The organism is Pseudomonas sp. ML96, from assembly GCF_000761545.1.
Classification (GTDB): Bacteria; Pseudomonadota; Gammaproteobacteria; order Pseudomonadales; family Pseudomonadaceae; genus Aquipseudomonas.
On sequence record NZ_JPMY01000046.1, the window covers coordinates 190,623 to 213,331 of the forward strand.

25 protein-coding genes are annotated in these 22,709 nt (G+C 67.0%); 7 read left to right on the plus strand and 18 right to left on the minus strand.

Translation table 11 applies throughout. From position 1 onward, the window contains the following. Nucleotides 1-76 precede the first annotated feature (76 nt). Nucleotides 77-856, plus strand: a complete 780-nt coding sequence (locus tag IP89_RS22295; RefSeq protein ID WP_043312138.1) for a MetQ/NlpA family ABC transporter substrate-binding protein — start codon at nt 77-79, stop codon at nt 854-856. Between the two features lie 47 nt (nt 857-903). On the opposite strand, the gene IP89_RS22300 is transcribed toward IP89_RS22295, so the two are convergent. The 6 genes from IP89_RS22300 to IP89_RS22325 are packed head-to-tail and all read right to left on the minus strand — an operon-like array spanning nt 904 to nt 5,613. Then, nucleotides 904-1,581 carry a hypothetical protein gene (locus IP89_RS22300; protein WP_043312140.1) on the minus strand — a complete coding sequence of 226 codons (678 nt, stop codon included), beginning with the start codon at nt 1,579-1,581 and terminating at the stop codon, nt 904-906. 6 nt (nt 1,582-1,587) lie between these two features. Further along, nucleotides 1,588-2,226: an SCO family protein gene (locus tag IP89_RS22305; RefSeq protein ID WP_043312141.1), complete on the minus strand. Its 639-nt coding sequence runs from the start codon at nt 2,224-2,226 to the stop codon at nt 1,588-1,590. A 59-nt stretch (nt 2,227-2,285) separates the two neighbouring features. Continuing rightward, nucleotides 2,286-3,185 carry a heme o synthase gene (cyoE, locus tag IP89_RS22310; protein ID WP_043312142.1) on the minus strand — a complete coding sequence of 300 codons (900 nt, stop codon included), beginning with the start codon at nt 3,183-3,185 and terminating at the stop codon, nt 2,286-2,288. A 16-nt stretch (nt 3,186-3,201) separates the two neighbouring features. Further along, the gene (locus IP89_RS22315; RefSeq protein WP_043312143.1) at nt 3,202-4,257 is read right to left on the minus strand and encodes a heme A synthase; all 1,056 of its coding nucleotides are present in this window, start codon (nt 4,255-4,257) and stop codon (nt 3,202-3,204) included. Nucleotides 4,258-4,301: 44 nt separating this feature from the next. Continuing rightward, nucleotides 4,302-4,883, minus strand: coding sequence for a hypothetical protein (locus IP89_RS22320; RefSeq protein WP_043312144.1), 582 nt, complete (start codon nt 4,881-4,883; stop codon nt 4,302-4,304). Further along, the gene (locus IP89_RS22325; protein WP_043312146.1) at nt 4,858-5,613 is read right to left on the minus strand and encodes an SURF1 family protein; all 756 of its coding nucleotides are present in this window, start codon (nt 5,611-5,613) and stop codon (nt 4,858-4,860) included. The genes IP89_RS22320 and IP89_RS22325 overlap by 26 nt, the downstream gene beginning before the upstream one ends. A 76-nt stretch (nt 5,614-5,689) precedes the next feature. On the opposite strand from IP89_RS22325, the gene IP89_RS22330 reads away from it, so the two are divergent. Next, a complete protein-coding gene (locus IP89_RS22330) occupies nt 5,690-5,893 on the plus strand; it encodes a twin transmembrane helix small protein (RefSeq protein WP_043312147.1) in 204 nt (67 codons plus the stop codon). A gap of 1 nt (nt 5,894) precedes the next feature. On the opposite strand, the gene IP89_RS22335 is transcribed toward IP89_RS22330, so the two are convergent. Genes IP89_RS22335 through coxB form a run of 4 tightly spaced genes read right to left on the minus strand, consistent with a single transcriptional unit; the run spans nt 5,895 to nt 10,085 of the window. Continuing rightward, nucleotides 5,895-6,782 carry a cytochrome c oxidase subunit 3 gene (locus IP89_RS22335; RefSeq protein ID WP_043312148.1) on the minus strand — a complete coding sequence of 296 codons (888 nt, stop codon included), beginning with the start codon at nt 6,780-6,782 and terminating at the stop codon, nt 5,895-5,897. Between the two features lie 13 nt (nt 6,783-6,795). After that, nucleotides 6,796-7,344, minus strand: coding sequence for a cytochrome c oxidase assembly protein (locus IP89_RS22340; RefSeq protein ID WP_043312150.1), 549 nt, complete (start codon nt 7,342-7,344; stop codon nt 6,796-6,798). A gap of 10 nt (nt 7,345-7,354) precedes the next feature. Beyond that, on the minus strand, nt 7,355-8,956 hold the full coding sequence (gene ctaD, locus IP89_RS22345; RefSeq protein ID WP_043312151.1) for a cytochrome c oxidase subunit I: 1,602 nt from the start codon (nt 8,954-8,956) through the stop codon (nt 7,355-7,357). Nucleotide 8,957: 1 nt separating this feature from the next. Beyond that, entirely contained in the window at nt 8,958-10,085 is a 1,128-nt protein-coding gene (coxB, locus tag IP89_RS22350) for a cytochrome c oxidase subunit II (protein ID WP_081963346.1), read from the minus strand. A gap of 376 nt (nt 10,086-10,461) precedes the next feature. Between coxB and IP89_RS22355 the strand changes: the two genes are divergently transcribed. Then, on the plus strand, nt 10,462-11,109 hold the full coding sequence (locus IP89_RS22355) for a hypothetical protein (protein ID WP_043312154.1): 648 nt from the start codon (nt 10,462-10,464) through the stop codon (nt 11,107-11,109). A 43-nt stretch (nt 11,110-11,152) separates the two neighbouring features. Here IP89_RS22355 and IP89_RS22360 read toward each other — a convergent pair whose 3' ends face one another. From IP89_RS22360 to IP89_RS22375, 4 genes are all read right to left on the minus strand, one after another. Further along, nucleotides 11,153-11,878: a carbonic anhydrase gene (locus IP89_RS22360; RefSeq protein ID WP_043312155.1), complete on the minus strand. Its 726-nt coding sequence runs from the start codon at nt 11,876-11,878 to the stop codon at nt 11,153-11,155. A gap of 97 nt (nt 11,879-11,975) precedes the next feature. After that, nucleotides 11,976-13,037 (minus strand): PA0069 family radical SAM protein, encoded by a 1,062-nt coding sequence (locus IP89_RS22365; RefSeq protein ID WP_043312156.1) that lies wholly within the window; start codon nt 13,035-13,037, stop codon nt 11,976-11,978. 65 nt (nt 13,038-13,102) lie between these two features. Beyond that, nucleotides 13,103-13,606 (minus strand): hypothetical protein, encoded by a 504-nt coding sequence (locus IP89_RS22370; RefSeq protein WP_043312234.1) that lies wholly within the window; start codon nt 13,604-13,606, stop codon nt 13,103-13,105. Nucleotides 13,607-13,660: 54 nt separating this feature from the next. Continuing rightward, the gene (locus tag IP89_RS22375; RefSeq protein WP_043312158.1) at nt 13,661-14,653 is read right to left on the minus strand and encodes a bile acid:sodium symporter family protein; all 993 of its coding nucleotides are present in this window, start codon (nt 14,651-14,653) and stop codon (nt 13,661-13,663) included. A gap of 77 nt (nt 14,654-14,730) precedes the next feature. Here IP89_RS22375 and IP89_RS22380 point away from each other — a divergent pair, with 77 nt between their 5' ends. Further along, complete coding sequence (locus IP89_RS22380) at nt 14,731-15,528, plus strand: helix-turn-helix transcriptional regulator (RefSeq protein WP_043312159.1); 798 nt, start codon at nt 14,731-14,733, stop codon at nt 15,526-15,528. Here the strand turns inward: IP89_RS22380 and IP89_RS22385 are convergent. From IP89_RS22385 to prlC, 3 genes are all read right to left on the minus strand, one after another. Continuing rightward, entirely contained in the window at nt 15,525-17,150 is a 1,626-nt protein-coding gene (locus IP89_RS22385) for an inorganic phosphate transporter (protein ID WP_043312160.1), read from the minus strand. The two genes, IP89_RS22380 and IP89_RS22385, sit on opposite strands and share 4 nt — an antisense overlap. A gap of 136 nt (nt 17,151-17,286) precedes the next feature. Beyond that, on the minus strand, nt 17,287-17,547 hold the full coding sequence (locus IP89_RS22390; protein WP_043312161.1) for a YheV family putative zinc ribbon protein: 261 nt from the start codon (nt 17,545-17,547) through the stop codon (nt 17,287-17,289). Further along, nucleotides 17,547-19,595, minus strand: a complete 2,049-nt coding sequence (gene prlC, locus IP89_RS22395; protein WP_043312163.1) for an oligopeptidase A — start codon at nt 19,593-19,595, stop codon at nt 17,547-17,549. The genes IP89_RS22390 and prlC overlap by 1 nt, the downstream gene beginning before the upstream one ends. 124 nt (nt 19,596-19,719) lie before the next feature. Here prlC and IP89_RS22400 point away from each other — a divergent pair, with 124 nt between their 5' ends. From IP89_RS22400 to IP89_RS22410, 3 genes are read left to right on the plus strand one after another with little or no spacing between them, the layout of a single operon-like run. Beyond that, a complete protein-coding gene (locus IP89_RS22400; RefSeq protein WP_043312235.1) occupies nt 19,720-20,262 on the plus strand; it encodes a gamma carbonic anhydrase family protein in 543 nt (180 codons plus the stop codon). Further along, nucleotides 20,259-20,675 carry a hypothetical protein gene (locus tag IP89_RS22405; RefSeq protein WP_052081183.1) on the plus strand — a complete coding sequence of 139 codons (417 nt, stop codon included), beginning with the start codon at nt 20,259-20,261 and terminating at the stop codon, nt 20,673-20,675. The genes IP89_RS22400 and IP89_RS22405 overlap by 4 nt, the downstream gene beginning before the upstream one ends. A 20-nt stretch (nt 20,676-20,695) precedes the next feature. Continuing rightward, nucleotides 20,696-21,346, plus strand: coding sequence for an HAD family hydrolase (locus IP89_RS22410; RefSeq protein ID WP_043312164.1), 651 nt, complete (start codon nt 20,696-20,698; stop codon nt 21,344-21,346). On the opposite strand, the gene IP89_RS22415 is transcribed toward IP89_RS22410, so the two are convergent. Then, complete coding sequence (locus tag IP89_RS22415; protein WP_052081184.1) at nt 21,333-22,700, minus strand: efflux transporter outer membrane subunit; 1,368 nt, start codon at nt 22,698-22,700, stop codon at nt 21,333-21,335. The two genes, IP89_RS22410 and IP89_RS22415, sit on opposite strands and share 14 nt — an antisense overlap. Nucleotides 22,701-22,709: the final 9 nt, after the last annotated feature.

Sequence of the window (22,709 nt, forward strand, 5' to 3'; positions counted from 1 at the left end):
CGAATTCGCAACACCTAGAACAGCGGGCGACCGGCCACCCGTCGGACCCCGCGCCATATCCCACAAGGAGCTGAACATGAAGAAACTGCTGACTGCCCTGGCCGCCGCTGCGGCCCTCACCTCCGCCGCCGCCCATGCTGGCGAGATCAGCGTCGCGGCCACCGCCGTGCCGCATGCGGAGCTCCTCGAATTCGTCAAACCGGCCCTGGCCAAAGAAGGCGTCGAGCTGAAGATCAAGGTCTTCACCGACTACGTGCAGCCCAACGTGCAGGTCGCCGAAGGCCGCCTGGACGCCAACTTCTTCCAGCACCAGCCGTACCTGGACGAGTTCAACGCCTCGCGTGGCACCAGCCTGGTGAGCATCGCCGGCGTACACGTCGAGCCCTTCGGCGCCTACTCCAGCAAGATCAAGAATCTCGCCGACCTGCCGCAAGGCGCCCAGGTCGTGATCCCCAACGACGCCACCAACGGCGGCCGTGCACTGCTGCTGCTGCAAAAGGCTGGCGTGATCAAGCTGAAGGACGGCGCCGGCATCACCGCCACCGTCAAGGACATCGCCGAGAACCCGAAGGCGATCAAGGTGCGTGAGCTGGAAGCGGCCACCCTGCCGCGCGTGCTGGCCCAGGTCGACCTGGCCCTGATCAACACCAACTATGCCCTGGAAGCCGGCCTCAATCCGACCAAGGACGCCCTGGTGATCGAAGGCGCCGACTCGCCGTACGTCAACATCCTGGTCACCACCAGCGAGAAGAAGGACAACGCCGACCTGCAGAAACTGGCCAAGGCCCTGCACACCCCGGAAGTGAAGAAATTCATCGCCGACAAGTACAAGGGTGCCGTGGTGCCGGCGTTCTGATCGCCGTCAGCTGCCAAGAAAAAGCCCGCTCATCGAGCGGGCTTTTTTCATTCCGGATGGCGCCACAACCACAGCGCCAGCCAGAGGAACCAGAGTAGGGCAAGCAGCGAGGCGGGCATGCTCCAGTTCATCGCCCGTTCGGAGAAGCCGTCGTGCCCCTGCAGCAGGGCGGCCAGCAGATTGGCGCCCCCGGCCAGCAGCACACCGAGCGCCAGGCTGCGCGGCGCCGGGCGGCTCAGCCACAGCGCCGGTGCATAGAACAGCAGGCTGATGGCAAAGCTCAGGCCGAACAGTGCGGCCAGGCCCGCCTCGATCTGCCGTACGCCGAAGGTGGCGGCAAACAGCTGAGCCTTGAGCGGCTCCTCGGCCCGGGCCCACTGGTCGACCATCAGCTTGAGCGCCACGCCATCCACCGCTTGCAGGGCGAAGGCCAGGGCCAGGCTGGCCACGGCGCAGGCGGCACCGAACAGAGCCCAGACTCCGGCCTTGCCATCACGCAGGCGCCAGGCCAGGGCCAGCAGGGCGAGTACGCCGAGCAGCACGCCCAATAGCTGGATCAGGTGGCTGCTCAGCCAGTGGTGGTCGGCGGCGTATTCGGCGAAGGCCGCGGCGGCGTCCCAGGGCGGCTCCTGCATCGGGTGCAGCAGGGTGCCGAGCAGCAACAGCAAGGCGCCGAGCAGGGCGGCCACGGCGCCCAGGCGCGAGCAGTAGCGCGTATCGGGCATGGCGCCTCAGCCGCCGCTCTGCAGCAGGCCCGGCAGTTGGGCAGCCAGCTTGTCGTTGTTCACCGGCGCGCGGATGAAGCCACGCTGGGTGCCATCCGGGCCGATGATCACCAGGTTGCCGCTGTGGTCGACGGTGTAGTTTTCCTTGCTGGTGTCGGCCGGGATGTAGGGAATGCTCACGGCGCTGGCCAGCGCCTGGATGTTTTCCTGGCTACCGGTCAGGCCCTGGAAGCCGGGATCGAAGAAGCCCAGGTATTTCTTCAGCTGCTCGGGGGTGTCGCGGTGCGGGTCGACCGTCACCAGCACCACGCTCAGCTTGTCCTTGGCCTCGGCCGGCAGCATGCCCTGCAGCTGGCGCAGCTGCGCCAGGGTGGCCGGGCAGATGTCCGGGCAGAAGGTGTAGCCGAAGAACAGCAGGCTCCACTTGTCCTTGAGCTGGTCCAGTTGCACCGGTTTGCCATCCTGGTCGGTCAGCGCCAGGCCCGGCAGGGTGCGGCTCTGCGGCAGCAGGACGATACCGGCGTCGAGCAGGGCCACCTTGTCGGTGCCATCGCCCTTGCTGTTCAGCACCTTGTTGACGGTAAGGCCCAGAATCAGGGCGACGACGGCGGCGAGGACGATAACGGTCTTCTGGGTACGGCTCATGAAATCTCTCTTCGGCTCGGCGGACGAGCTGGTCGTTCGCCGCTATCGAGGGCTGCGGCTCACAGGTTGAGCAGCAGGTAATGGTCTGCCAGCAAGGCGATGAACAGCAGGAACAGGTACCAGATACTGTACTTGAAGGTGTTGATCGCCGCGTGCGGTCGGCTGTCACGGTACAGCACCACAGCCCAGAACATGAAGCGCCCGCCAAGCACCAGCGCGGCGGCGAGGTAGAGCGGCCCACTCATGTGGATGGCATAGGGCAGCAGGGTCACCGCGAGCATCACCGCGGTGTACAGCAGGATGTGTACCTTGGTGTAGTGCTCACCGTGGGTCACCGGCAGCATCGGAATGTCGGCCTTGGCGTACTCCTCCTTGCGGTGGATGGCCAGGGCCCAGAAATGCGGCGGGGTCCAGGCGAAGATAATCAGCACCAGCAGCAGCGGCTCGGCGCTCAGGTGCCCGGTAGTGGCGACCCAGCCGAGCAGTGGCGGCGCGGCGCCGGCCAGGCCGCCGATCACGATGTTCTGCGGCGTGGCGCGCTTGAGGAAGCCGGTGTAGAGCACTGCATAGCCGAGCAGCGAGGCCAGGGTCAGCCAGGCGGTCAGCTCGTTGGTGAAGGCCAGCAACAGCGCCTGGCCGGCCACCGCCAGCAGCAGGGCGAAGCCCAGCGCCGCCGGCACCGAGACACGCCCGGTGGTGACCGGGCGCTTGTGGGTACGCGCCATGATCGAGTCGATACGCCGGTCGACCACATGGTTGACCGCCGCCGCCGCACCGGCGCACAGGCCGATGCCGAGGTTGCCGAACACCAGCACGGTCCAGGGCACGCCGGCGCGGGTGGCGAGGAACATGCCGACCAGCGAGGTGATCAGCATCAGCAGCACCACCCGGGGCTTGGTCAGCTCCAGGTAGTCGCGCCAGCTGGCGGATTCGGAGTGGGCTCGCAGCGCAGTAGCCATGGCGTATCTCCTCTGCTTATTTGCCAACCGGCGCCAGGACGCTGGCGACGGTCGCCGCACGCGCCGCGCGAGCAGAGCTCGTGACACGGCGCAGGCGATAGTTGATCAGGACCAGTACCAGCAGCAGCGTGGCGCCACCGGCGTTGTGCGCCACCGCCACCGCTAGCGGCAGGTGCAGCAGCACATTGCTCACGCCCAGGCTGACCTGCACGGCCAGGGCCAGCAGCAACAGGCCGGCCAGGCGGCCGAGACCGGCGGCACGCAGGCGCCAGGCCAGCAGTAGCAGAACCAGGCTGAGTACCACGGCGCCCAGCCTGTGGGTCATATGGATAGCGGTGCGCGCGTCGCTGTCGAGCTGGCCGCCGAGGTAGTTGGGGCCGATATGCTGGGTCAGGTGGAAGCCGTTGGCGAAGTCCATCGCCGGCCACCACTCGCCGTGGCAGGTCGGTAGATCGACGCAGGCCACCGCCGCGTAGTTGGAGCTGACCCAGCCGCCCAGGGCGATCTGCCCGATCGCCAGAAGCAGTGCCGCACCAGCCAACAGACGCAGACGTGCCGACAGCTGCGCCAGCGGCGATAACGCTCCAGACAAACGCAGGGTCAGCAGGAACAACAGCGCCAGGGTGGTGAAGCCGCCGAGCAGATGGGCAGTGACCACCTGCGGCCAGAGCTGGAGGGTCACCGTCCACATGCCGAAGGCGGCCTGGGCAGTGACCACGCCGAGCAGCAGCAGCGGTAATTTCAGCGGCTGGCCATCGCTGCCGCGACGACGCAGGGCTTGCACGGCCAGACCGAGGATGACCAGGCCCAGGGTGCCGGCGAAGTAGCGATGGACCATCTCGTTCCAGCCCTTCTCCACCTCCACCGGCGCATGGGGGAAGCGCTCCTCGGCCAGAGTCTGCTTGTGCTCGCTCATCGGCACGCCGATGAAGCCGTAGCAGCCCGGCCAATCCGGGCAGCCGAGGCCGGCGTGGGTCAGCCGGGTATAGGCACCGAGCAGTACCACCACCACCGCCAGGGCGGTGGCGAACAGGGCCAGACGGTAGCCGGGCAGGGTCTTGCGTTCACTCATCCAGGGCCTCTCTTGTTCTTCTTATATGGGGCAGAGCCGTTGCATCAGCCGATCTGCGACAGCTTCAGCAACAGGCGCACGTCGTTGAGGATGTCCTTGCCCTTGGTCTTGCCGTCGTAGCGCAGCACCAGGTTGCCATTCGGGTCGACTATCCACAGCTGCGCGCCCTGACCGGCCGGCACGGCCTTGTCGTAGCGCAGGCTGTCCAGCGAGTAGCGGCCCAGTTGCGGGTATTCGCGCTTGAGCTGGGCGTCGTAGTCGTCGGCCAGTGGCCGGCTCACCGCCAGGCCATGGGCGGCACGCGAGGCGTCGCGGTTGAGGCCGATATGGATCTGCCGGGCGGTGTAGACCAGTTGGCGGCAATCCTCGGCGCAGTCGCCGTCGCTGGTGACCAGCAATTGCCAGCGCTCCTGCGCGGCGGCGCTGATGCCGATATCGGCCAGCTGGCTGCCGTCGCCGATCAGGGTGCCGTGATAGTTGCGCCCGTCCGGCACCCAGAAGCGCCATTGGTACATGGCGGTGGCGAGGATCATCGGGCCGATCGCCACCAGCAGCAGCAGGATCAGCTTCCAGCGCCCGCGGCCGCGGGCCGGCGGCGCCTCAGGAGTGGAAAGGGCCGGATTCATGGCTGGGCTCATGCTGTTTCTCCCGCGCAGACTGTCTTGAGTTGTGGATACCGAGATAGAGGTAAAGGCAGACCAGTGCCGCGGCCAGGGCGAACCACTGCACGGCGTAGCCGCTGTGTTTTTCCGGGCCCATGGCCACCAGCGGCCACTCGGCCTGGTAGGCGGCGGGGCCGGGTTCGAGGCGCACCTCGTAGGCCATGCCACCGCGACCGAGCTGGCGCCATAGGCGCTCCGGCTCCACCGCGGTGATCAGCCGCGGCCAGTCGCCGCCGGCCGGATCGGCGCGCAGCTGGAAGGCGTCGCCGAGCGGGACATGCACCCGCGCCAGCAGCTCCAGCGGTTGTTCGGGGGTGGTGAATTGCGGCGGTGTGCGCCGGTCCGGCCAGGGTAGCCAGCCACGATTGACCAGCAGCCAGAGCCCGGAGGCCTGGTCGTAGAAAGGTTGCAGCAGCTCGACGCCGACCTGGCCGCCGCGCTGGCGGTTGTCCAGCAGCAGGCTGTGGCGCTCGTCGAACTGGCCGCGCAGGCGGATGCGCAGATGGGCGAGGTCAGCGCGCCGTTCCAGCTCGCTCACGCTGATGGGTGCGGCATGCTCGCGGGCGGCGAAGTCGGCGAGCAGCACGCGCTTCTCCTCGGCCCGCGACAGTTGCCAGAAGCCCAGGCCGAGCAACAGCGGCAGCAGCAGCGCCACCGCGATGCTGGGCAACAGCCCTGGGCGAAAGCCGTTCATGACCTTCCCCCGAAGGCCTGGGTGCGGCTGGCTATACTCGAACTGCACACCATCTCCCCCATCTCCGGAGTCACGCATGCTCAAGGCCGCGATCATCCTCTTGCTGCTGGCCACCCTGGTCAGCCTGTTCAGTGGCCTGTTCTTCCTGGTCAAGGACGAGGGCCGCGGCTCGCGGGTGGTCAATGCCCTGACCATCCGCGTGATCCTGGCCGCCTTGACCCTGGCCCTGGTGGCCTGGGGTTTCTACAGCGGCCAGTTGGTCTCTCACGTCACCTGGTGAATCACAGCACGTAGACGAAAACGAACAGGCCGATCCACACCACGTCGACGAAGTGCCAGTACCAGCTGGCCGCCTCGAAGCCGAAGTGGTGATCGGCGTCGAAGTGCCCGCGCAGGATGCGGATCAGCATGATCGAGAGGATCAGCGCACCGAGCGTCACGTGGGCGCCGTGGAAACCGGTAAGCATGAAGAAAGTCGCGCCGTAGATGCCCGAGCCGAGGGTCAGGCCCAGCTCATTGTAGGCATGCACGTATTCCTCGACCTGCAGGCACAGGAAGGCGATGCCGAGCGCCACGGTCAGCGCCAGCCAGATCTTCAGCTGCTTGCGGTGGTTCTTCTTCAGCGCGTGGTGGGCGAAGGTCACGGTGAAGCTGGAGGTCACCAGCAGGATGGTGTTGAGCAGCGGCAGCCCCCAGGCCGAGATCACCCCGCTGGGCGCCGGGTAGAGTTTCGGGTCCGGGTTGTTCAGCAGCGGCCAGGTGTACTCGAAGTTCGGCCACAGCATGTTGGCCACACCCTTGTCGCCCTCGCCACCGAGCCAGGGCCCGGCCCACATACGGACATAGAACAGGGCACCGAAGAAGGCGGCGAAGAACATCACCTCGGAGAAGATGAACCAGCTCATGCCCCAGCGGAACGAGCGATCCATCTGCGGGCTGTAAAGCCCTTCGCGGCTCTCCTTGATCACGTTGCCGAACCAGCCGAACAGCATGTAGGCGAGGATCAGACCGCCGACGAAGAAGATCAGCGGGCCGTTGGACTCGGCGCGGTCGGCCTTGAGGTCGTTGAACCAGGTGCCGACGCCGTAGACGGTGGTGAGCATGCCGATGGTGGCGATGATCGGCCACTTGCTCTGGGCGGGAACGTAGTAGTTCTCGTGACTCGACATTTTCTTGTTCTCCTTATGGAGTCGTCTGCGCGACGGGTGGCTTACGCGCAGTGATATCGAACAGGGTGTAGGCCAGGGTCAGGTGCTTCACATCCTTCGGCAGATCGCGATCGACGATGAAACGCACCGGCATCTCGATGCGCTCACCCGGCTGGAGCACCTGCTGGGTGAAGCAGAAGCACTCGGTCTTGTGGAAGAAGGCAGCGGCCTTGGACGGCGCCACGCTGGGAATGGCCTGGGCGGTCATCGGCTTGTCGGTGGGGTTGTGCGCCACGAACAGCATCTCGTTGCTCGCCCCGGCCACCACGGTCAGCTCATCCGCCTTGGGGTGGAACTCCCAAACCATGTCGGCGGAGTTGGTGGCAAGGAACTGCACGCGTACCTGGCGCGCCTCGTCCACCGCCTGCTGGCCCTGGTAGGCGCCGGCGGTCTTGCCGTTGATGCCGAAGGCCTGACACATCACGTCGTAGATCGGCACCAGGGCGAAGCCGAAGGCGAACATGCCGACCACCACCGCCAGCAGGCGAATGACCAGGCGGCGGTTGTCCAGGGCTTCGCTCATGGCCGCGCTCCTACTTCACTTCCGGCGGGGTGGTGAAGGTGTGGTAGGGCGCCGGCGACGGCACCGTCCACTCCAGCCCCTCGGCGCCATCCCAGGGCTTGGCCGGGGCCGGCTTGCCGCTGCGGATGCACTTGATGACGATGAACAGGAAGAGGAACTGGGTGGCGCCGAAGGTGAAGGCGCCGATCGACGAGATCATGTTGAAGTCGGCGAACTGCAGGTTGTAGTCGGGAATCCGCCGCGGCATGCCGGCCAGGCCGACGAAGTGCATCGGGAAGAACGCCAGGTTCATGCCGATGAAGCTCATCCAGAAGTGCAGCTTGCCGAGGGTCTCGTCATACATGTGCCCGGTCCACTTCGGCAGCCAGTAGTAGGCCGAGGCGAAGATGCCGAAGATCGCGCCGGGCACCAGCACATAGTGGAAGTGCGCCACCACGAAGTAGGTGTCGTGGTACTGGAAGTCCGCCGGGGCGATGGCCAGCATCAGCCCGGAGAAGCCGCCAATGGTGAACAGGATGACGAAGGCCACGGCGAACAGCATCGGCGTTTCGAAGGTCATCGAGCCCTGCCACATGGTGCTCACCCAGTTGAACACCTTCACCCCGGTGGGCACGGCGATCAGCATGGTGGCGTACATGAAGAACAGCTCGCCGGTCAGCGGGATGCCAACGGTGAACATGTGGTGCGCCCACACGATGAACGACAGGAAGGCGATCGAGGCAGTCGCGTAGACCATCGAGGTGTAGCCGAACAGCGGCTTGCGCGCGAAGGCCGGGATGATCGAGCTGACGGCGCCGAACGCCGGCAGGATCATGATGTACACCTCGGGGTGGCCGAAGAACCAGAACACGTGCTGGAACAGCACCGGGTCACCGCCACCGGCAGCGCTGAAGAAGCTGGTGCCGAAGTGGATGTCCATCAGCATCATGGTCACGCAACCGGCCAGTACCGGCATCACCGCGATCAGCAGGAAGGCGGTGATCAGCCAGGTCCAGACGAACAGCGGCATCTTCATCAGGGTCATGCCGGGAGCGCGCAGGTTGAGGATGGTGGCGATCACGTTGATCGCGCCCATGATCGAACTGATGCCCATCAGGTGCACGGCGAAGATGAAGAAGGTCACCGACTCCGGCGCGTAGGTGGTCGACAGCGGCGCGTAGAAGGTCCAGCCGAAGTTCGGCCCGCCACCCTCGGTGAACAGGGTGCTGACCAGCAGGCCGAAGGCCGCCGGCAGCAGCCAGAAGCTGAAGTTGTTCATCCGCGGCAGGGCCATGTCCGGCGCGCCGACCATCAGCGGGATCATCCAGTTGGCCAGGCCGACGAAAGCCGGCATCACCGCGCCGAACACCATGATCAGGCCGTGCATGGTGGTCATCTGGTTGAAGAACGCCGGCTCGACGATCTGCAGCCCCGGCTGGAACAGTTCGGCGCGGATCACCATGGCCATGGACCCGCCGAGCAGGAACATGGCGAAGCTGAACCACAGGTACATCGTGCCGATGTCCTTGTGGTTGGTGGTCAATACCCAGCGCATCAGGCCCTTGGCCGGGCCGTGGTGGTGGTCATGCCCGGCATGACCATGCTCTTTGTGAGAGTCGATCACAGCACTCATGTCACTTCTCCTCGGCCTGCTTGAGCTCAAGCACTTCTTTCGGGGTCACCATGTCTCCGGTGTTGTTGCCCCAGGCGTTGCGCTCGTAGGTGATGACGGCGGCGATATCCACTTCCGACAGCTGCTTGCCGAACGCGGCCATGGCCGTGCCCTGCTTGCCGTGGAAGACGATGTCGAGGTGACCTTTCTTCGGCCCGGTAGCGATCTTCGAGCCCTTGAGTGCCGGGAACATCGGCGGCAGGCCCTGGCCCTCGGCCTGGTGACAGGAGGCGCAGTTGGTGTGGTAGACCTTGTCGCCACGCTCGACCAGCTCCTGCAGCGTCCACTCCTTACTGGTCAGCTCCTTGAGCTTGGCCGCCTGCTCTTTACGCTCGGCCAGCCACTTGGCGAAGTCTTCCTTGCTCTTGGCTTCCACCACCACCGGCATGAAGCCGTGGTCCTTGCCGCACAGCTCGGTGCACTGGCCGCGGTAGATGCCGGGCTCCTCGATGCGCGTCCAGGATTCGTTGACGAAGCCGGGGATGGCGTCCTTCTTCACCGCCAGGGCCGGGACCCACCAGGAGTGGATCACATCGGCGGCGGTGATCAGGAAGCGCACCTTGGTGCCTACCGGCACCACGAGTGGCTCGTCGACCTCGAGCAGGTAGTGCTCGTCCTTCTCGGCCTTGTTGTAGATCTGGTCGGAAGGCGTAGCCAGGTTGCTGAAATACTCGACGTCCTGGCCCAGATATTTGTAGTGCCATTTCCACTGATAGCCGGTGACCTGGATGTCCAGCTCGGACTCCGAGGTGTCGTACAGGTCGATCAGGGTCTTGGTGGCCGGCACGGCCATCGCCACCAGGATGACGAAGGGCACGACGGTCCAGAGGATCTCGACCGTGGTGCTCTCATGGAAGTGTGCTGGTTGCTGGCCGGTGGAGCGGCGGTGGATCAGCATCGACCAAAACATCACCCCAAAGACCACTACGCCGATCACGACGCAGATCCAGAAGATGATCATGTGCAGGTCGAAGACGGTGCGGCTGACCTCGGTGACGCCGGGAGCCATGTTCACCGTCCAGGCGGCATGTGCCGAGCCGAACGCAAGCCACAGCAACAGGCCCATCCAGACGCGTGGATGTCGCATCATTGCGGGGTTCCCCTCGTTGTTCTTGTTATCCCGCCGGCTAAGCCTGCGGCAAAGGGATCGACTGCCGATACTGCTGGCATACATCCGTCGAAACCTCTCCGTGCCGAAGCCCGTCCGGTTCCATCAGGTTCACGCCTTGCGAGTTCGAGTATAGACAGCGACTGCGACAGCACAACGCAGTCAGAAAATTAACGCCTGATTTCTGTGAGAGTCGCGTGGCCCTAGGGCTGCGCGAGATAGGTCGCGAATGCTCTGCGCTGCATATAGCGCTGATTTATAACCATGAAATAATTATGACAATCCGATCTTAGCCATCGCCTCGGTCCGGCTAAGGTGAGTGCTTGTTTTCCATTTCATGTCCCTACCCGGAGTCGTCATGAATACCCCCGCACTGCGCGAACTGATCCAGCGTGCCCTCGACCATGAAGCGACCAGCAACAACCTGGCCCGCCAGCTCGATGCCCAGCTCGACCGTCTGCACCCGACCATCCAGTTGCCGTCCGATGACACCAGCGGCGCGCTGCAGCGCTTCGTCGCCGCCTATGTCGAGCAGGTGCCGGACGTGCTGGACGCGGCCAACGCGGTGGCGCGCGAGGCCGGTATCGAAGGCCAGGTGAAACCGGTGCTGAAACTGGCCGAGCAGTTCTTCCTCAGCCCGCCGAGCATCATGGAAGGCCATCAGGGCCTGGACGCCCTGCTGGACGAGGCCTACCTCGCCCATCGCCTGGTCGAGGAAGTGAATGACCGCTACATCGTCCACCTCGGCCAGCCGCTGATCCCGCTGGATACCACGGTGGCCAACGTCATCGCCCACCAGCTGATCGGCGAGCCCTTCGCCAACCAGCTGGACGAAGCCGTGCACCACGCCGTCGAGGAGATGCTCGACGCCAGTGTGTTCCAGCAGGACTCGGTGCAGGAATACCGCGCCCGCCTGAGCAGCCCACAGACCCTGGCCGCCTGGCAGAACTGGCCGTGCCTGTCACGCCAGCTGGGTGTGGAGCTGGGCCTGCCGGTCGGCGCCTGAGCCGCCCAGATGCAACAAGGCCCGCGATTGCGGGCCTTGTCGTTTACTGGGACTGGTAACGCGCCTTGGGCGTGGCCATCGGCACCACCTCGCCGTCCAGCGGCAGGAAGCTCCCGCTCTCGGCGTCGTAGGCGCGGATCGCGCTGGTCTCGATGTCGTAGACCCAGCCATGGATGAATAGCTGGCCGCTGGCCACGCGCGCCGCCACCGACGGGTGGGTGCACAGGTGGTTGAGCTGGGCTACCACGTTCTCCTCGGTGAGGATGCCCAGCCTGTCGTGGCCTTCGCAGCCGCAGTTGGCCTCGACCACCTTGAGCGCCACTTCGCTGTGGCGCAGCCAGGCCTTCACCGTCGGCATGCTTTCCAGGGTCTCGGGAGCCAGTACCGCTTTCATCGCGCCGCAATCGGAGTGGCCGCAGACGATGATGTGCTGCACGCCCAGGGCCAGCACCGCATATTCGATGGCGGTGGAGACGCCGCCCATCATCTGCCCGTAGGCCGGCACCACGTTACCGACGTTGCGGCTGACGAACAGGTCGCCCGGGGCGCTCTGGGTGATCAGCTCGGGAACGATGCGCGAGTCGGCGCAAGTGATGAACATGGCACGCGGGTTCTGCGCGGTGGCCAACGCCTTGAACAGTTCCTCCTGCTGCGGGAAGACCTCGTTACGGAAGCGTTTGAAGCCACCGACGATGGCGTTCAGCGCCTCCTCGGCGCTCTCCGGCGCGGTACGCGCCTGCAGGGGAATGGCGTTGTGCTTGTAGGGCATGGCGTCTCACCTCGTGCTGGACCGGCGCGCTATCGCGCGGTGCGGATTATCGACCTGGCATGCGGACAGTTGCCAGCCCCAGCGAGTCACAATTCGTTTACAGCAATTTCAGTTGCTGGCCCGGCGGAGCGAACTGGCTGCAGTCGAGGTTGAAGCCATCGCGATGGTTCAGCCCCAGGCGCTTGCGCGCCAGCGTGAAGCGCTGCGCGAGCAGGTCGGCAAAGGCGCCTTCACCGCGCATGCGGCTGCCGAAGCGGCTGTCGTAGTTCTTGCCGCCGCGCGACTGGCGGATCAGGCTCATCACGTGCTCGGCGCGCTCGGGGAAGTGGCTGCGCAGCCATTCCTCGAACAGCTCGGCGATTTCCAGCGGCAGGCGCAGCAGCACGTAGCCGGCCGAGCGCGCGCCGGCGTCGCGGGCGGCCTCGAGAATCCGCTCCAGCTCCATGTCGTTGATCATCGGGATGATCGGTGCGACCAGCGCGGTGACCGGCACCCCGGCCTCGTGCAGGCGCTGCATGGCGCGCAGCCGCGCACCCGGCGAGGCCGCGCGCGGCTCCATGATGCGTTTCAGCTCGTCGTCCAGGGTGGTCAGGCTGAACGCCACGCTGACCAGGCGACGGCTGGCCAGTTCCTGCAGCAGGTCGAGGTCGCGCAGGATCAGCGAGCTTTTGGTGATGATGTGCAGCGGATGGCGGAAGCGCAGGAGGATCTCCAGCGCCTGGCGGGTCAGGCGCTGCTCGCGCTCGATCGGCTGGTAGGCATCGGTGTTGATGCCCAGGGCGATCGGCTGCGGCGTGTAGCCCGGCTTGCTCAGCTCTTCTTCGAGGCGCTCGGCCAGGTTGGTCTTGGCGATCAGCCGGGTCTCGAAGTCGATGCCCGGCGACAGGTCCCAGTAGGCATGGCTGGGCCGGGCGAAGCAGTAGATGCAGCCATGCTCGCAGCCTCGGTAGGGGTTCACCGAGCGGTCGAAGCCGACATCCGGCGAGTTGTTGCGGGTGATCACCGACTTGGCTCGCTCGACGCGCACCTCGGTGGCCCGGCACGGCGGCGTCTCGTCCTGGAACCAGCCGTCGTCCTCGGCCTGGCTGCGGGTCGGGGCAAAGCGGTTGTGCGGATTGCTGGCGGTACCGCGGCCACGGGGTGGCAGGGTGAGGGACATGGGCAAGGCTCCAGATACTGTATGCATGAACAGTATTTGGATTTACTCCCACATACCAGCGCTGCCTATTCCTCTTCGACCGGCGGCGCCGGCGTGAAGGGCTCGATCACGTACTCGCGGCCATGCCGGCGACAGTCTTCCAGGGTGCCCTCAGCGCCGCGTCGAGTGACCAGAAAGGTGCTACCGCCGACATCGTCGGCGTCGATCACGCCGGTCTCCAGGTCGATGCCATCGCTCACCACCGCCGACAGGAAGTCTGCGGACCAATCCGCCTCGCCGTGCCAGCGCAGGATCATCCGCCCTTCGCGCCAGTGCACCGAGACGAACTCGAGGCCATGGGGCCAGCGATAGCCCAGCAGGCAGAAATGGTTGGTCCTAGTGTGCGCGCCCTGGTACGCCAGCAGCAGGCGCAGCTGCGCCTCGGGCTGGCGATAACGGGTCTCGTAAGCCGGATCGAAGCGCGCATTCATGCCGGCGTAGATCGACGGGCCGAAATCCTCGGCCCAAGTGCTCAGCGACATCGAGAGCAGCAGCGCGCCGCACAGTCCCCGCCATGCAAATCCCTTCATCATCCCTGACTCCCCGAGTGCCGCCGGCACGGTAGCGCAGCGGCGCCGGGCGGGCTAGGGATCGACGCGGCCCATCAGCTCGCTGACCGACTCCGGGCGCTTGGCGTAACGCTGCGCCAGCACCGCGCAGAACATCAGCTGGATCTGGTGGAACAGCATCAGCGGCAGGATCAGCAGGCCGATGCTGCTGCCGGCGAATAGCACTTGGGCCATGGGCACGCCGGTGGCCAGGCTCTTCTTCGAGCCGCAGAAGAGGATGGTGATGCGGTCCTCCAGGTCGAAGCCGCATAGCCGCGCGGCGCCGTACGACACCAGCAGCGCCAGGGCCAGCAGCACGCAGCAGGCCAGCACCAGGCCGGCCAGCGCCGGCAGCGGCACCTGGTGCCACAACCCTTCGACTACCGCAGCGCTGAAGGCGCCATAGACCACCAGCAGGATCGAGCCCTGGTCGACGAAGCGCAGCCAGTGCTTGTTGCGGCCGACCCAGTCGCCGATCCAGCGCCGCGCGATCTGCCCGGCGATAAACGGCAGCAGCAGCTGCACGGTGATCTTGCCGATGGCATCCAGGGTTGAGGCACCGTCGCCGTGCACGTTCAGCAGCAGCGTCACCAGCAGCGGAGTGAGGAAGATACCGAACAGGCTGGACGCCGCCGCGCTGCAGATCGCCGCCGCGACATTGCCGCGCGCCAGCGAGGTGAAGGCAATGGCCGACTGCACCGTGGCCGGCAGGGCGCACAGGTAGAGCATGCCGACATACAGCGCATCGCCGGTCAGCGGTGCCAGCAGCGGCTTGAGCGCCAGGCCCAGCAGCGGGAAGGCGACGAAGGTGCAGGCGAACACCAGCAGGTGCAGGCGCCAGTGGCTGGCCCCGGCGACGATCTGCTCGCGCGACAGCTTGGCGCCATGCAGGAAGAACAGCAGGCCGATGGCCAGGTTGGTCAGCCAGGCGAAGGCATCCGCCACGCTGCCCTGCACCGGCAGCAGGCTGGCGAGCAGGACCATGGCGAGCAGGGCCTGGGTGAAGGAGTCGGGAAGGAAACGGCGCATGCTGAACTCGCTTGCTGGTCGGGAGCGCTCAACTTATCGTGGGCGGAAATTTCCGGCTAACGCCAAAGTACCAAGCAATGTCGCCAATCGGACAAACCGACACCGTCGCCCGCGCAGTGCCCGACCTGCAGCGCCTGCCACGGCCCCTGTATGGCCGGGTGGAGTCGCTGCCCAATCGCGCGCTGACCTTCGTTCACAGCCACCCCTGGGTGCAGCTGTCCTACGCCATCGCCGGCGTGCTCGAGGTGCAGACCGCCGGCGCCCGCTTCATCGCCCCGCCACAACGCGCAGTGTGGGTACCGGCCGGCGTAGAGCACCGCGTGTTCAGCTCGCCGCGAACCGAGATGCGCAGCCTGTATATCGAATGCGCCGCCGTACCCTGGGGCCCCGGCGACTGCCGCGTGCTGGCGGTCAGCCCGCTGCTGCGCGAGCTGATCGACGGCTTCAGTGCGCTGCCGGTGGAGTACGACGAGGCCGGCGCCGCGGGACGCCTGACCGCCGTACTGCTCGACCAGCTGCAGGCGGCGCCGGCGGTCGAGCTATCGCTGCCGCTGCCGCGCGATGCGCGCCTTCAGGCCATTTGCAGCGGGCTGGCCGAGGAGCGGGATCGCCACCTGGGCCTGGCCGACTGGAGCGCGCGCCTGGGCGTGTCCGAGCGCACCCTGAGCCGGCTGTTCCTGCGCGACACCGGGCTCAGTTTCCGCACCTGGCGCCAGCGCCAGCGCCTGCTCGACGCCCTGACCCCGCTGGAGCGTGGCGAGCGGGTCACCGACGTGGCCCTGGCCTGCGGCTACGACTCGCTGTCGGCCTTTATCGCCGCCTTCCGCCAGCAGTTCGGCGCCACGCCCGGCGAGTTCTTCCGCGGCCAGCGCTAGAGCAGGGTGGAGAACAACCAGTAGAGGCCACCGGACAGCAGGATCGCCGCCGGCAGGGTCAGCACCCAGGCCAGCAGCATGCTGCGGATGGTCTGCCACTGCAGGCCGCTGCCGCTGGCCAGCATGGTGCCGGCCACACCCGAGGACAGCACCTGGGTGGTCGACACCGGCATGCCGTAGAGGTCCGCCGCGCCGATGGTGAGCATTGCCGTCAGTTGCGCCGAGGCGCCCTGGGCGTAGGTCATGCGCGTGGTGCCGATGCCCTCGCCGACGGTGGCGACGATGCGCCGCCAGCCGACCAGGGTGCCCAAACACAGGGCCAGCGCCACGGCGATCTTGACCCAGGGCGGGACGAAATGGATGGTCGCGTCGGCTTGGCTGCGCAGCGCCTGCAGCTCGCTCCAGGTCTCCAGCGGCAATACCGTGCCACTGCGATCGAGCAGGCGCACGGTCTCGGCGGCGAGGAACAGGTCGTCGCGCAGCGCCAGCGTCTGCTCGTCACTCATCTCGCCGAGCGCGCCATCGGCCGGCACTCGCGCGACCACATCACCGAGCACCGTGGCCAGCGCGTCAAGCGCCTGGGCCGGCTGCGCCTCGTTGCGCTGGAAGGCCAGCAGCACCTGCTGCGCATCGCCCTCCGCCACCGCACCGGCGCGCAGCAGGCCCTGGCGACCCTGCTCGGCATGCTGCACCAGCTGCGCTACTGCCGCGGGCGGGCTGGCGCGGTCGAGGGCGAAGGCCAGCGGCATGGCACCGACCAGGATCAGCATGATCAGGCCCATGCCCTTCTGCCCGTCGTTGGAGCCATGGGCGAAGGACACCCCCGAGCAGGTCAGGATCAGCAGGCCGCGAATCCACCAAGGCGGCGGCGTGCGCCCCTCGGGCGCCTGGAACAGTGCTGGGCGCCGACGCACCAGGGCCAGGCGTAGCAGCCACAACAGCAGCGCGGCGGCGCCGAGGCCGACCAGCGGCGACAACAGCAGCGCGTAGCCGACTTTTATCAGCATGTGCCAGTCGCCCTGCAGCACGGACGAGTGCTCGGCCATCAGGCCGTGGGCCAGGGCAACGCCGACGATGGAGCCGATCAGGGTGTGCGAGGACGACACCGGCAGGCCCAGCCACCAGGTGCCGAGGTTCCACAGGATGGCGGCGATCAGCAGAGCGAAGATCATCGCCATGCCGGCGCCGCTGCGCAGGTGCAGCATCAGCTCCGCTGGCAGCAGGGCAACGATGGCGAAGGCCACCGCGCCGCTGGAGAGCAGCACGCCGAGGCCGTTGCACAGCCCCGACCAGAGTACCGCGACGTTGGGCGGCAGGGCGTTGGTGTAGATCACAGTGGCCACCGCGTTGGCGGCGTCATGGAAGCCGTTGATGAACTCGAAGCCGAGGGCGATCAGCAGCGCCACCACCAGCACCGTCAGCGCCAGGCCGGCATGCAGCTCGCCGCTGGCCTGCAGGTCGCCGGCCAGGCTGAGGAAGGTGAAGGTTAGGGCGGCGGCCAGGGCCAGCAGAAACAGGGTGCGGCCACCCAGGCCGGCGCGCTTCTGCAGCACCGGGCTGAGCGGCGACTGCGGCAGGCGCGCGGCGCGTAGCTGGTCCAGCAGCTGATAGCGATCAAGCATGAGGGCCCCGCGAACGGTACTGGCTGACGGGGTCCTTCAAGACGAACCTCCCAGGTGATGCCTAGAGCCTAGTCGACTCGGCGCCCACGTCACCTCATAACCGCTGCCACCTGCTCGGCCCGCGCGGGCCGCTATATCAGTCTTTCTTCAGCTTGGGATTGGGGAAGAACTGCACCGTCTGGCCCTTGCTCGCCGCCGGCTTGGCGGCGGCCTGGTTGACCCGCGTGCCGAGTTCCTTGGGCACCGACTGGCCCTGGGCGTTGAGGGTGTCGGCGTAGCCGCAGCTCACGCACTCGCGGTGCGGCGTGCCGTCCTCGTCCCACATCTTGATGGTGTCCTGGGCGCTGCATGCCGGGCACACGGCGCCGGCGATGAAACGCTTCTTCGGCTCGCTCATCACGCCGCCTCCTGGCTCAGACCGAGGTGGCGCAACAGCGCGTCGATGCTCGGCTCGCGACCGCGGAAGTCGACGAACAGCACCATCGGCGCCTGCGAGCCGCCGCGGGCCAGGATCGCCTCGCGGAAGGCGCGGCCGGTGGCCGGGTTGAGCACACCTTCTTCCTCGAACTTGGAGAAGGCGTCGGCGGACAGCACTTCGGCCCACTTGTAGCTGTAGTAACCGGCCGCGTAACCGCCGGCGAAGATATGCGCGAAGCTGTTGGCGAAGCGGTTGAAGGCCGGCGGACGGATCACCGCCACCTCGTCGCGGATGCCTTCGAGCACCTGCAGCACGCTACGGCCGTCGCCGTGGGTGGCGTGCAGCTCGAAGTCGAACAGCGAGAACTCCAGCTGGCGCACCATCATCAGGCCGGACTGGAAGTTCTTCGCCGCCAGCATCTTGTCCAGCAGCGCCTGGGGCAGCGCCTCGCCGGATTCATAGTGGCCGGAGATCAGTGCCAGGCCCTCGGGCTCCCAGCACCAGTTCTCCATGAACTGGCTCGGCAGCTCCACCGCATCCCAGGCTACGCCGTTGATGCCGGAAGCGCCGGCATGCTCGACGCGGGTCAGCAAGTGGTGCAGGCCGTGGCCGAACTCGTGGAACAGGGTGGTGACTTCGTCGTGGGTCAGCAGCGCCGGCTTGCCGCCGACCGCCGGGGTGAAGTTGCAAACCAGGTTGGCCACCGGGCTGATCAGGCTGCCCGAAGCGGCGCGGCGCTTGTCACGAGCGCCATCCATCCAGGCGCCGCCGCGCTTGTTGGCGCGGGCATAGAGGTCAAAGAAGAAGCGGCCAACGTGCTGGCCGTTCTCGCGGATCTCGAACAGGCGCACGTCCGGGTGCCAGGTGTCGAAGTCCTTGAGCTCATTGATCTCGATGCCATAGAGCTTCTGCACGATGGCGAACAGGCCGGACAGCACCTTGTCGATCGGGAACCAGGCGCGCACTTCTTCCTGGGAGATGCTGTAGCGCTGCTGGCGCAGCTTCTCGCTGAAGTAGCCGACGTCCCAGCTCTGCAGATCGCTGACGCCTTGCTCGGCGGCGAAGGCCTTGAGTTCTTCCAGGTCCTGGGCGGCGAAGGGTTTGCTGCGCACGGCAAGATCGCGGAGAAAATGCAGAACCTGGTCGGTATTTTCGGCCATCTTGCTGGCCAGGCTCAGTTCGCTGTAGTGCGCGAAGCCGAGCAGGCGGGCCAGCTCCTGGCGCAGGTCGAGCAGCTCGGCCATCACCGGGCCGTTGTCGTTCTGCCCGGCATTCGGGCCCTGGTCGGAGGCGCGGGTGCAGTAGGCGGTGTAGACCTCTTCGCGCAGGGCGCGGTCGTCGGCGTAGGTCATCACCGCGTAGTAGCTGGGGAATTCCAGGGTGATCAGCCAGCCGTCCAGCTCTTTGGCCTGCGCGGCCTGGGCCATCTGCGCCTTGGCCGAGTCGGTGAGGCCGGCCAGGGCCGCCTCATCGGTAATGTGCTTGGTCCAGGCCTGGGTGGCGTCGAGTAGCTGGTTGGAGAAGCGACTGCCCAGCTCGGAGAGCTTCATCTGGATCTCGCCGTAACGCTTCTGCTGCTCGGCCGGCAGGTCGATACCGCTCAGGCGGAAGTCGCGCAGCGCGTGCTCGAGGATGGTCTTCTGCGCCACATCGAAGCCTTCTGCGGCCGGGCTCTTGGCCAGGGCGTCATAGGCCTCGAACAGCGGTTTGTTCTGGCCCATCTCGGTCCAGAACTCGGAGAGCTTGGGCAGGCAGGCCTCGTAGGCGCCGCGCAGCTCAGCGTTGTTGCACACCGCGTTGAGGTGGCTGACCGGGCTCCAGGCGCGGCCCAGGCGGGCGTTGAGTTCGTCCAGTGCCAGCACCAGACCGGCCCAGCTCGGATTGGCCTGCTGGGTCTTGAGCAGCTCGGCGATGGCCGCGCGGCTGTCGGCGAGGATCTGGTCCACGGCCGGCTCGACGTGCTCCGGCTTGATCAGGGAATAGGGCGGCAGGTCGAAGTCTTGCAGCAGGGGATTGGCAGCGGTCACGGCGAGGCACCTTTGATTGTGCGAATGCAGATACAGGTTATGGGGTCGCGGGCGACCTTTAACAACCGGAATGCGCCGAATGTTAATTACAATCGGCGCCATCCGCAGCCTGAAGGAGACTATCGTGGCGATTCGAACTTACCAGGGCACCGCTCCGCAGCTGGGCCCACGTGCCTTCGTCGACGCCTGCGCCGTGGTCATCGGTGACGTGGAGCTGGGCGAGGACGCCTCGGTGTGGCCGATGGCCGTAGTGCGCGGCGACATGCACCGGATCAGGATTGGCAACCGCACCAGCGTGCAGGACGGCAGCGTGCTGCACATCACCCACGCCGGCCCGTTCAACCCGGACGGCTACCCGCTGCTGATCGGCGATGAAGTGACCATCGGCCACAACGTCACCCTGCACGGCTGCACCCTGGGCAACCGCATCCTGATCGGCATGGGCTCGATCGTCATGGATGGCGCGGTGGTCGAGGACGAGGTGGTGATAGGTGCCGGCAGTCTGGTGCCGCCGGGTAAGGTGCTGCACAGCGGCTACCTCTACGTCGGCAGCCCGGTGAAACAGGCCCGCGCCCTGAGCGACAAGGAACGCGCCTTCTTCGCCTACAGCGCGGCCAATTACGTGAAGCTCAAGGACCTGCACCTGGCCGAGGGTTACGACCAGTGAGAGCGCTGGCCGCGATCCTGCTGCTGAGCCCCGCGCTGGTCCTGGCCGACGATGTGCGCTGCCTGCAGTCGAGTGGCAGCGGCAAGCCGATCCAGCTGCAGCTGACTCTGTTCACCAGCGAGCAGGGCGGCTGGCGCGGCGCCGGGCAGGTACACTACCGCGGCCAGCCCGACAGCCTGCCGAGCGTGTTCAAGGACAGCGAAGAGGTGATGGCCGTCGAGGACCGCCCCTCGGAGTTCCGTAGCACCTGGCTGGAAGTACTGCCGGCCGAGGAGAAGCTCGGCGGCCGCTACCAGTTCCATCACCAGGGCGCGGTGGTCTTCGCCTTCACCTACACCGCCGCCAGCGGCAAGGTGTTCACCTTCGAAGAAGCTCCGGCCGCCCTCGACGCCAGCAACAATTGCACTTGGTAAACCCGCAGTACGAGTCCCCCATGCACGCACAGAACATCCTCTTCGACCTCGACGGCACCCTCACCGACCCGCGCGAGGGCATCACCCGCTCGGTGCAGTACGCGCTGGCCCAGCTGGATATCCATGAGCCCGACCTGGCGGCGCTGGAGCACTTCATCGGCCCGCCGCTGCTGCAGTGCTTCATGCACAGCTACCAGCTCAGCGAGGAACTCGGCTGGCAGGCGGTGAACCACTACCGTGAGCGCTTCAAGGTCACCGGCCTGTACGAGAACCGCGTGTTCGACGGCATCGACGCGCTGCTCGGGCAACTGGTCGAGCAGGGCCGCACCCTGTACATCGCCACCAGCAAGCCGACCGTGTTCGCCCGCGAGATCGCCCGCCACTTCGGCTTCGACCGCCACTTCAAGGTGATCTACGGCAGCGAGCTGGACGGCACGCGCACCGACAAGGTCGAGCTGATCCGTCACCTGCTCGCCGAGGAAGGCCTGGACCCGGCCGACTGCCTGATGATCGGCGACCGCAAGCACGACCTGATTGGCGCCCATCGCAACGGCCTGCAGGCCGTCGGCATCGGCTACGGCTTCGGCAGCCACGCCGAGCTGATGGCCGAGTCGCCGGCCTGGTACTTCGCCTCGCTGGCCGAGCTGCAGCAGGCTTTCACTCGCCCCTAGGTTGCCAGCCACCACCCAGGGCACGCGCCAAGGCCACGCTCGCCTGCAGGCGAGCCAGGCGCAGCTGCGCGCTCTGGTCCTCGGCGGCGTACAGGGTGCGCTGGGCGTCGAGCAGGTTGAGCAGGTCCTCGGCACCCGCCTGATAGCGCCGCTCGGCCAGCTGCAGGGCGCGCTCGGCCTGGGCCTGCACTTCCTGCTGGGCCTGCCACTGGGCCTCGACGCCGGCGCCGGCGTTGAGCGCCACCTGCACATCGGCGAAGGCCGCGACGATGCTCTGCCGGTAGGCCGCGAGCAGCTCCTCGCGGCGCGCCGCCGTGCGGTCGCGCTCGGCGGCCAGGGCGCCGCCATCGAAGATCGGCGCGGTCAGCGCGGCAGCCAGCGAATAGATCGGATCGGCGAACACCCGGTTGAGGCTACCGTTGGAGCCGCTGGCAGCGGCCGACAGGTTCAGCCGTGGCAGCATGGCCGCCCGCGCCGCGCGCAGGTCGGCATCGGCGGCGCTCAGCTGCGCCTCGGCGCGGGCCAGGTCGGGGCGGCGCAGCAGCAACTCGCTGGGCAGGCCGGCATTCACCGAGGGCGCAACCAGTGCCGTCAGCGCAGCGCTCGACGTCTCGGCCGGCACCGCCTGGCCGAGCAGCACGGCCAGGGCACTGCGCACATCGTCGGCCTGCTGGCGCAGCTCCTCGCGGGAACGCCGCTGCTCGGCGACCAGGCCGCGCTGCTGGGCCAGTTCCAATTGCGTCGCCGAGCCCGCCGCCGCGCGTGCCTGCACGGTGGCCAGCACCCGCTCGGCGTTGGCCAGGTTGAGTTCGGCCAAGCGCAGGCGCTCGGCCAGGGCCACCTGGCGCAGCCAGGTCTCGCTGAGGCTGGCGCTGAGGGTCAGGCGTAGGGCGTCGCGGTCGAAGCGGCTGGCGGCCAGCTCGGCCTCGGCAGCCTCGCGGTCGGCGGACAGGCGGCCCCACAGGTCGACCTCGTAGCTGGCAGCCAAGCCGCCGCTGTACAGGTTGCCGGCGGTATCGGGGTCGCCGCCCAGGCGCCCCTCACGGCTGGCGCCGAGGTTGCCGTCCAGGCGCGGCAGCAGTGGCGCACCAGCGGCGCGGGAGCTGGCCTCGGCCTGGCGCAGACGCGCGGCGGCGGCGGCCAGATCGAAGTTGTCAGCCAGGCCACGCTCGACCAGGGCATTCAGCTCGGCGCTGGCGAAGGCACGCCACCACAGCGCATCGGGCGCCGCAGCGGCGGCAACGGCGTGGTTCCACTCGGCCGGCGCAGCGGGCAGCGCCGGTGGCGCCTCGGGAGCACTGGAGCAACCGGCGAGGGTCAGCAGGGCGAGCAGGGTCAGCGGGTATCGGGACATGGAGAACTC

Coding starts and splice junctions, on each gene's coding strand:
- IP89_RS22295 (WP_043312138.1), top strand. CDS start 77: ATGAAGAAACTGCTGACTGCCCTGGCCGCCGCTGCGGCCCTCACCTCC.
- IP89_RS22300 (WP_043312140.1), bottom strand. CDS start 1,581: ATGCCCGATACGCGCTACTGCTCGCGCCTGGGCGCCGTGGCCGCCCTG.
- IP89_RS22305 (WP_043312141.1), bottom strand. CDS start 2,226: ATGAGCCGTACCCAGAAGACCGTTATCGTCCTCGCCGCCGTCGTCGCC.
- cyoE (WP_043312142.1), bottom strand. CDS start 3,185: ATGGCTACTGCGCTGCGAGCCCACTCCGAATCCGCCAGCTGGCGCGAC.
- IP89_RS22315 (WP_043312143.1), bottom strand. CDS start 4,257: ATGAGTGAACGCAAGACCCTGCCCGGCTACCGTCTGGCCCTGTTCGCC.
- IP89_RS22320 (WP_043312144.1), bottom strand. CDS start 4,883: ATGAATCCGGCCCTTTCCACTCCTGAGGCGCCGCCGGCCCGCGGCCGC.
- IP89_RS22325 (WP_043312146.1), bottom strand. CDS start 5,613: ATGAACGGCTTTCGCCCAGGGCTGTTGCCCAGCATCGCGGTGGCGCTG.
- IP89_RS22330 (WP_043312147.1), top strand. CDS start 5,690: ATGCTCAAGGCCGCGATCATCCTCTTGCTGCTGGCCACCCTGGTCAGC.
- IP89_RS22335 (WP_043312148.1), bottom strand. CDS start 6,782: ATGTCGAGTCACGAGAACTACTACGTTCCCGCCCAGAGCAAGTGGCCG.
- IP89_RS22340 (WP_043312150.1), bottom strand. CDS start 7,344: ATGAGCGAAGCCCTGGACAACCGCCGCCTGGTCATTCGCCTGCTGGCG.
- ctaD (WP_043312151.1), bottom strand. CDS start 8,956: ATGAGTGCTGTGATCGACTCTCACAAAGAGCATGGTCATGCCGGGCAT.
- coxB (WP_081963346.1), bottom strand. CDS start 10,085: ATGATGCGACATCCACGCGTCTGGATGGGCCTGTTGCTGTGGCTTGCG.
- IP89_RS22355 (WP_043312154.1), top strand. CDS start 10,462: ATGAATACCCCCGCACTGCGCGAACTGATCCAGCGTGCCCTCGACCAT.
- IP89_RS22360 (WP_043312155.1), bottom strand. CDS start 11,878: ATGCCCTACAAGCACAACGCCATTCCCCTGCAGGCGCGTACCGCGCCG.
- IP89_RS22365 (WP_043312156.1), bottom strand. CDS start 13,037: ATGTCCCTCACCCTGCCACCCCGTGGCCGCGGTACCGCCAGCAATCCG.
- IP89_RS22370 (WP_043312234.1), bottom strand. CDS start 13,606: ATGAAGGGATTTGCATGGCGGGGACTGTGCGGCGCGCTGCTGCTCTCG.
- IP89_RS22375 (WP_043312158.1), bottom strand. CDS start 14,653: ATGCGCCGTTTCCTTCCCGACTCCTTCACCCAGGCCCTGCTCGCCATG.
- IP89_RS22380 (WP_043312159.1), top strand. CDS start 14,731: ATGTCGCCAATCGGACAAACCGACACCGTCGCCCGCGCAGTGCCCGAC.
- IP89_RS22385 (WP_043312160.1), bottom strand. CDS start 17,150: ATGCTTGATCGCTATCAGCTGCTGGACCAGCTACGCGCCGCGCGCCTG.
- IP89_RS22390 (WP_043312161.1), bottom strand. CDS start 17,547: ATGAGCGAGCCGAAGAAGCGTTTCATCGCCGGCGCCGTGTGCCCGGCA.
- IP89_RS22410 (WP_043312164.1), top strand. CDS start 20,696: ATGCACGCACAGAACATCCTCTTCGACCTCGACGGCACCCTCACCGAC.
- IP89_RS22415 (WP_052081184.1), bottom strand. CDS start 22,700: ATGTCCCGATACCCGCTGACCCTGCTCGCCCTGCTGACCCTCGCCGGT.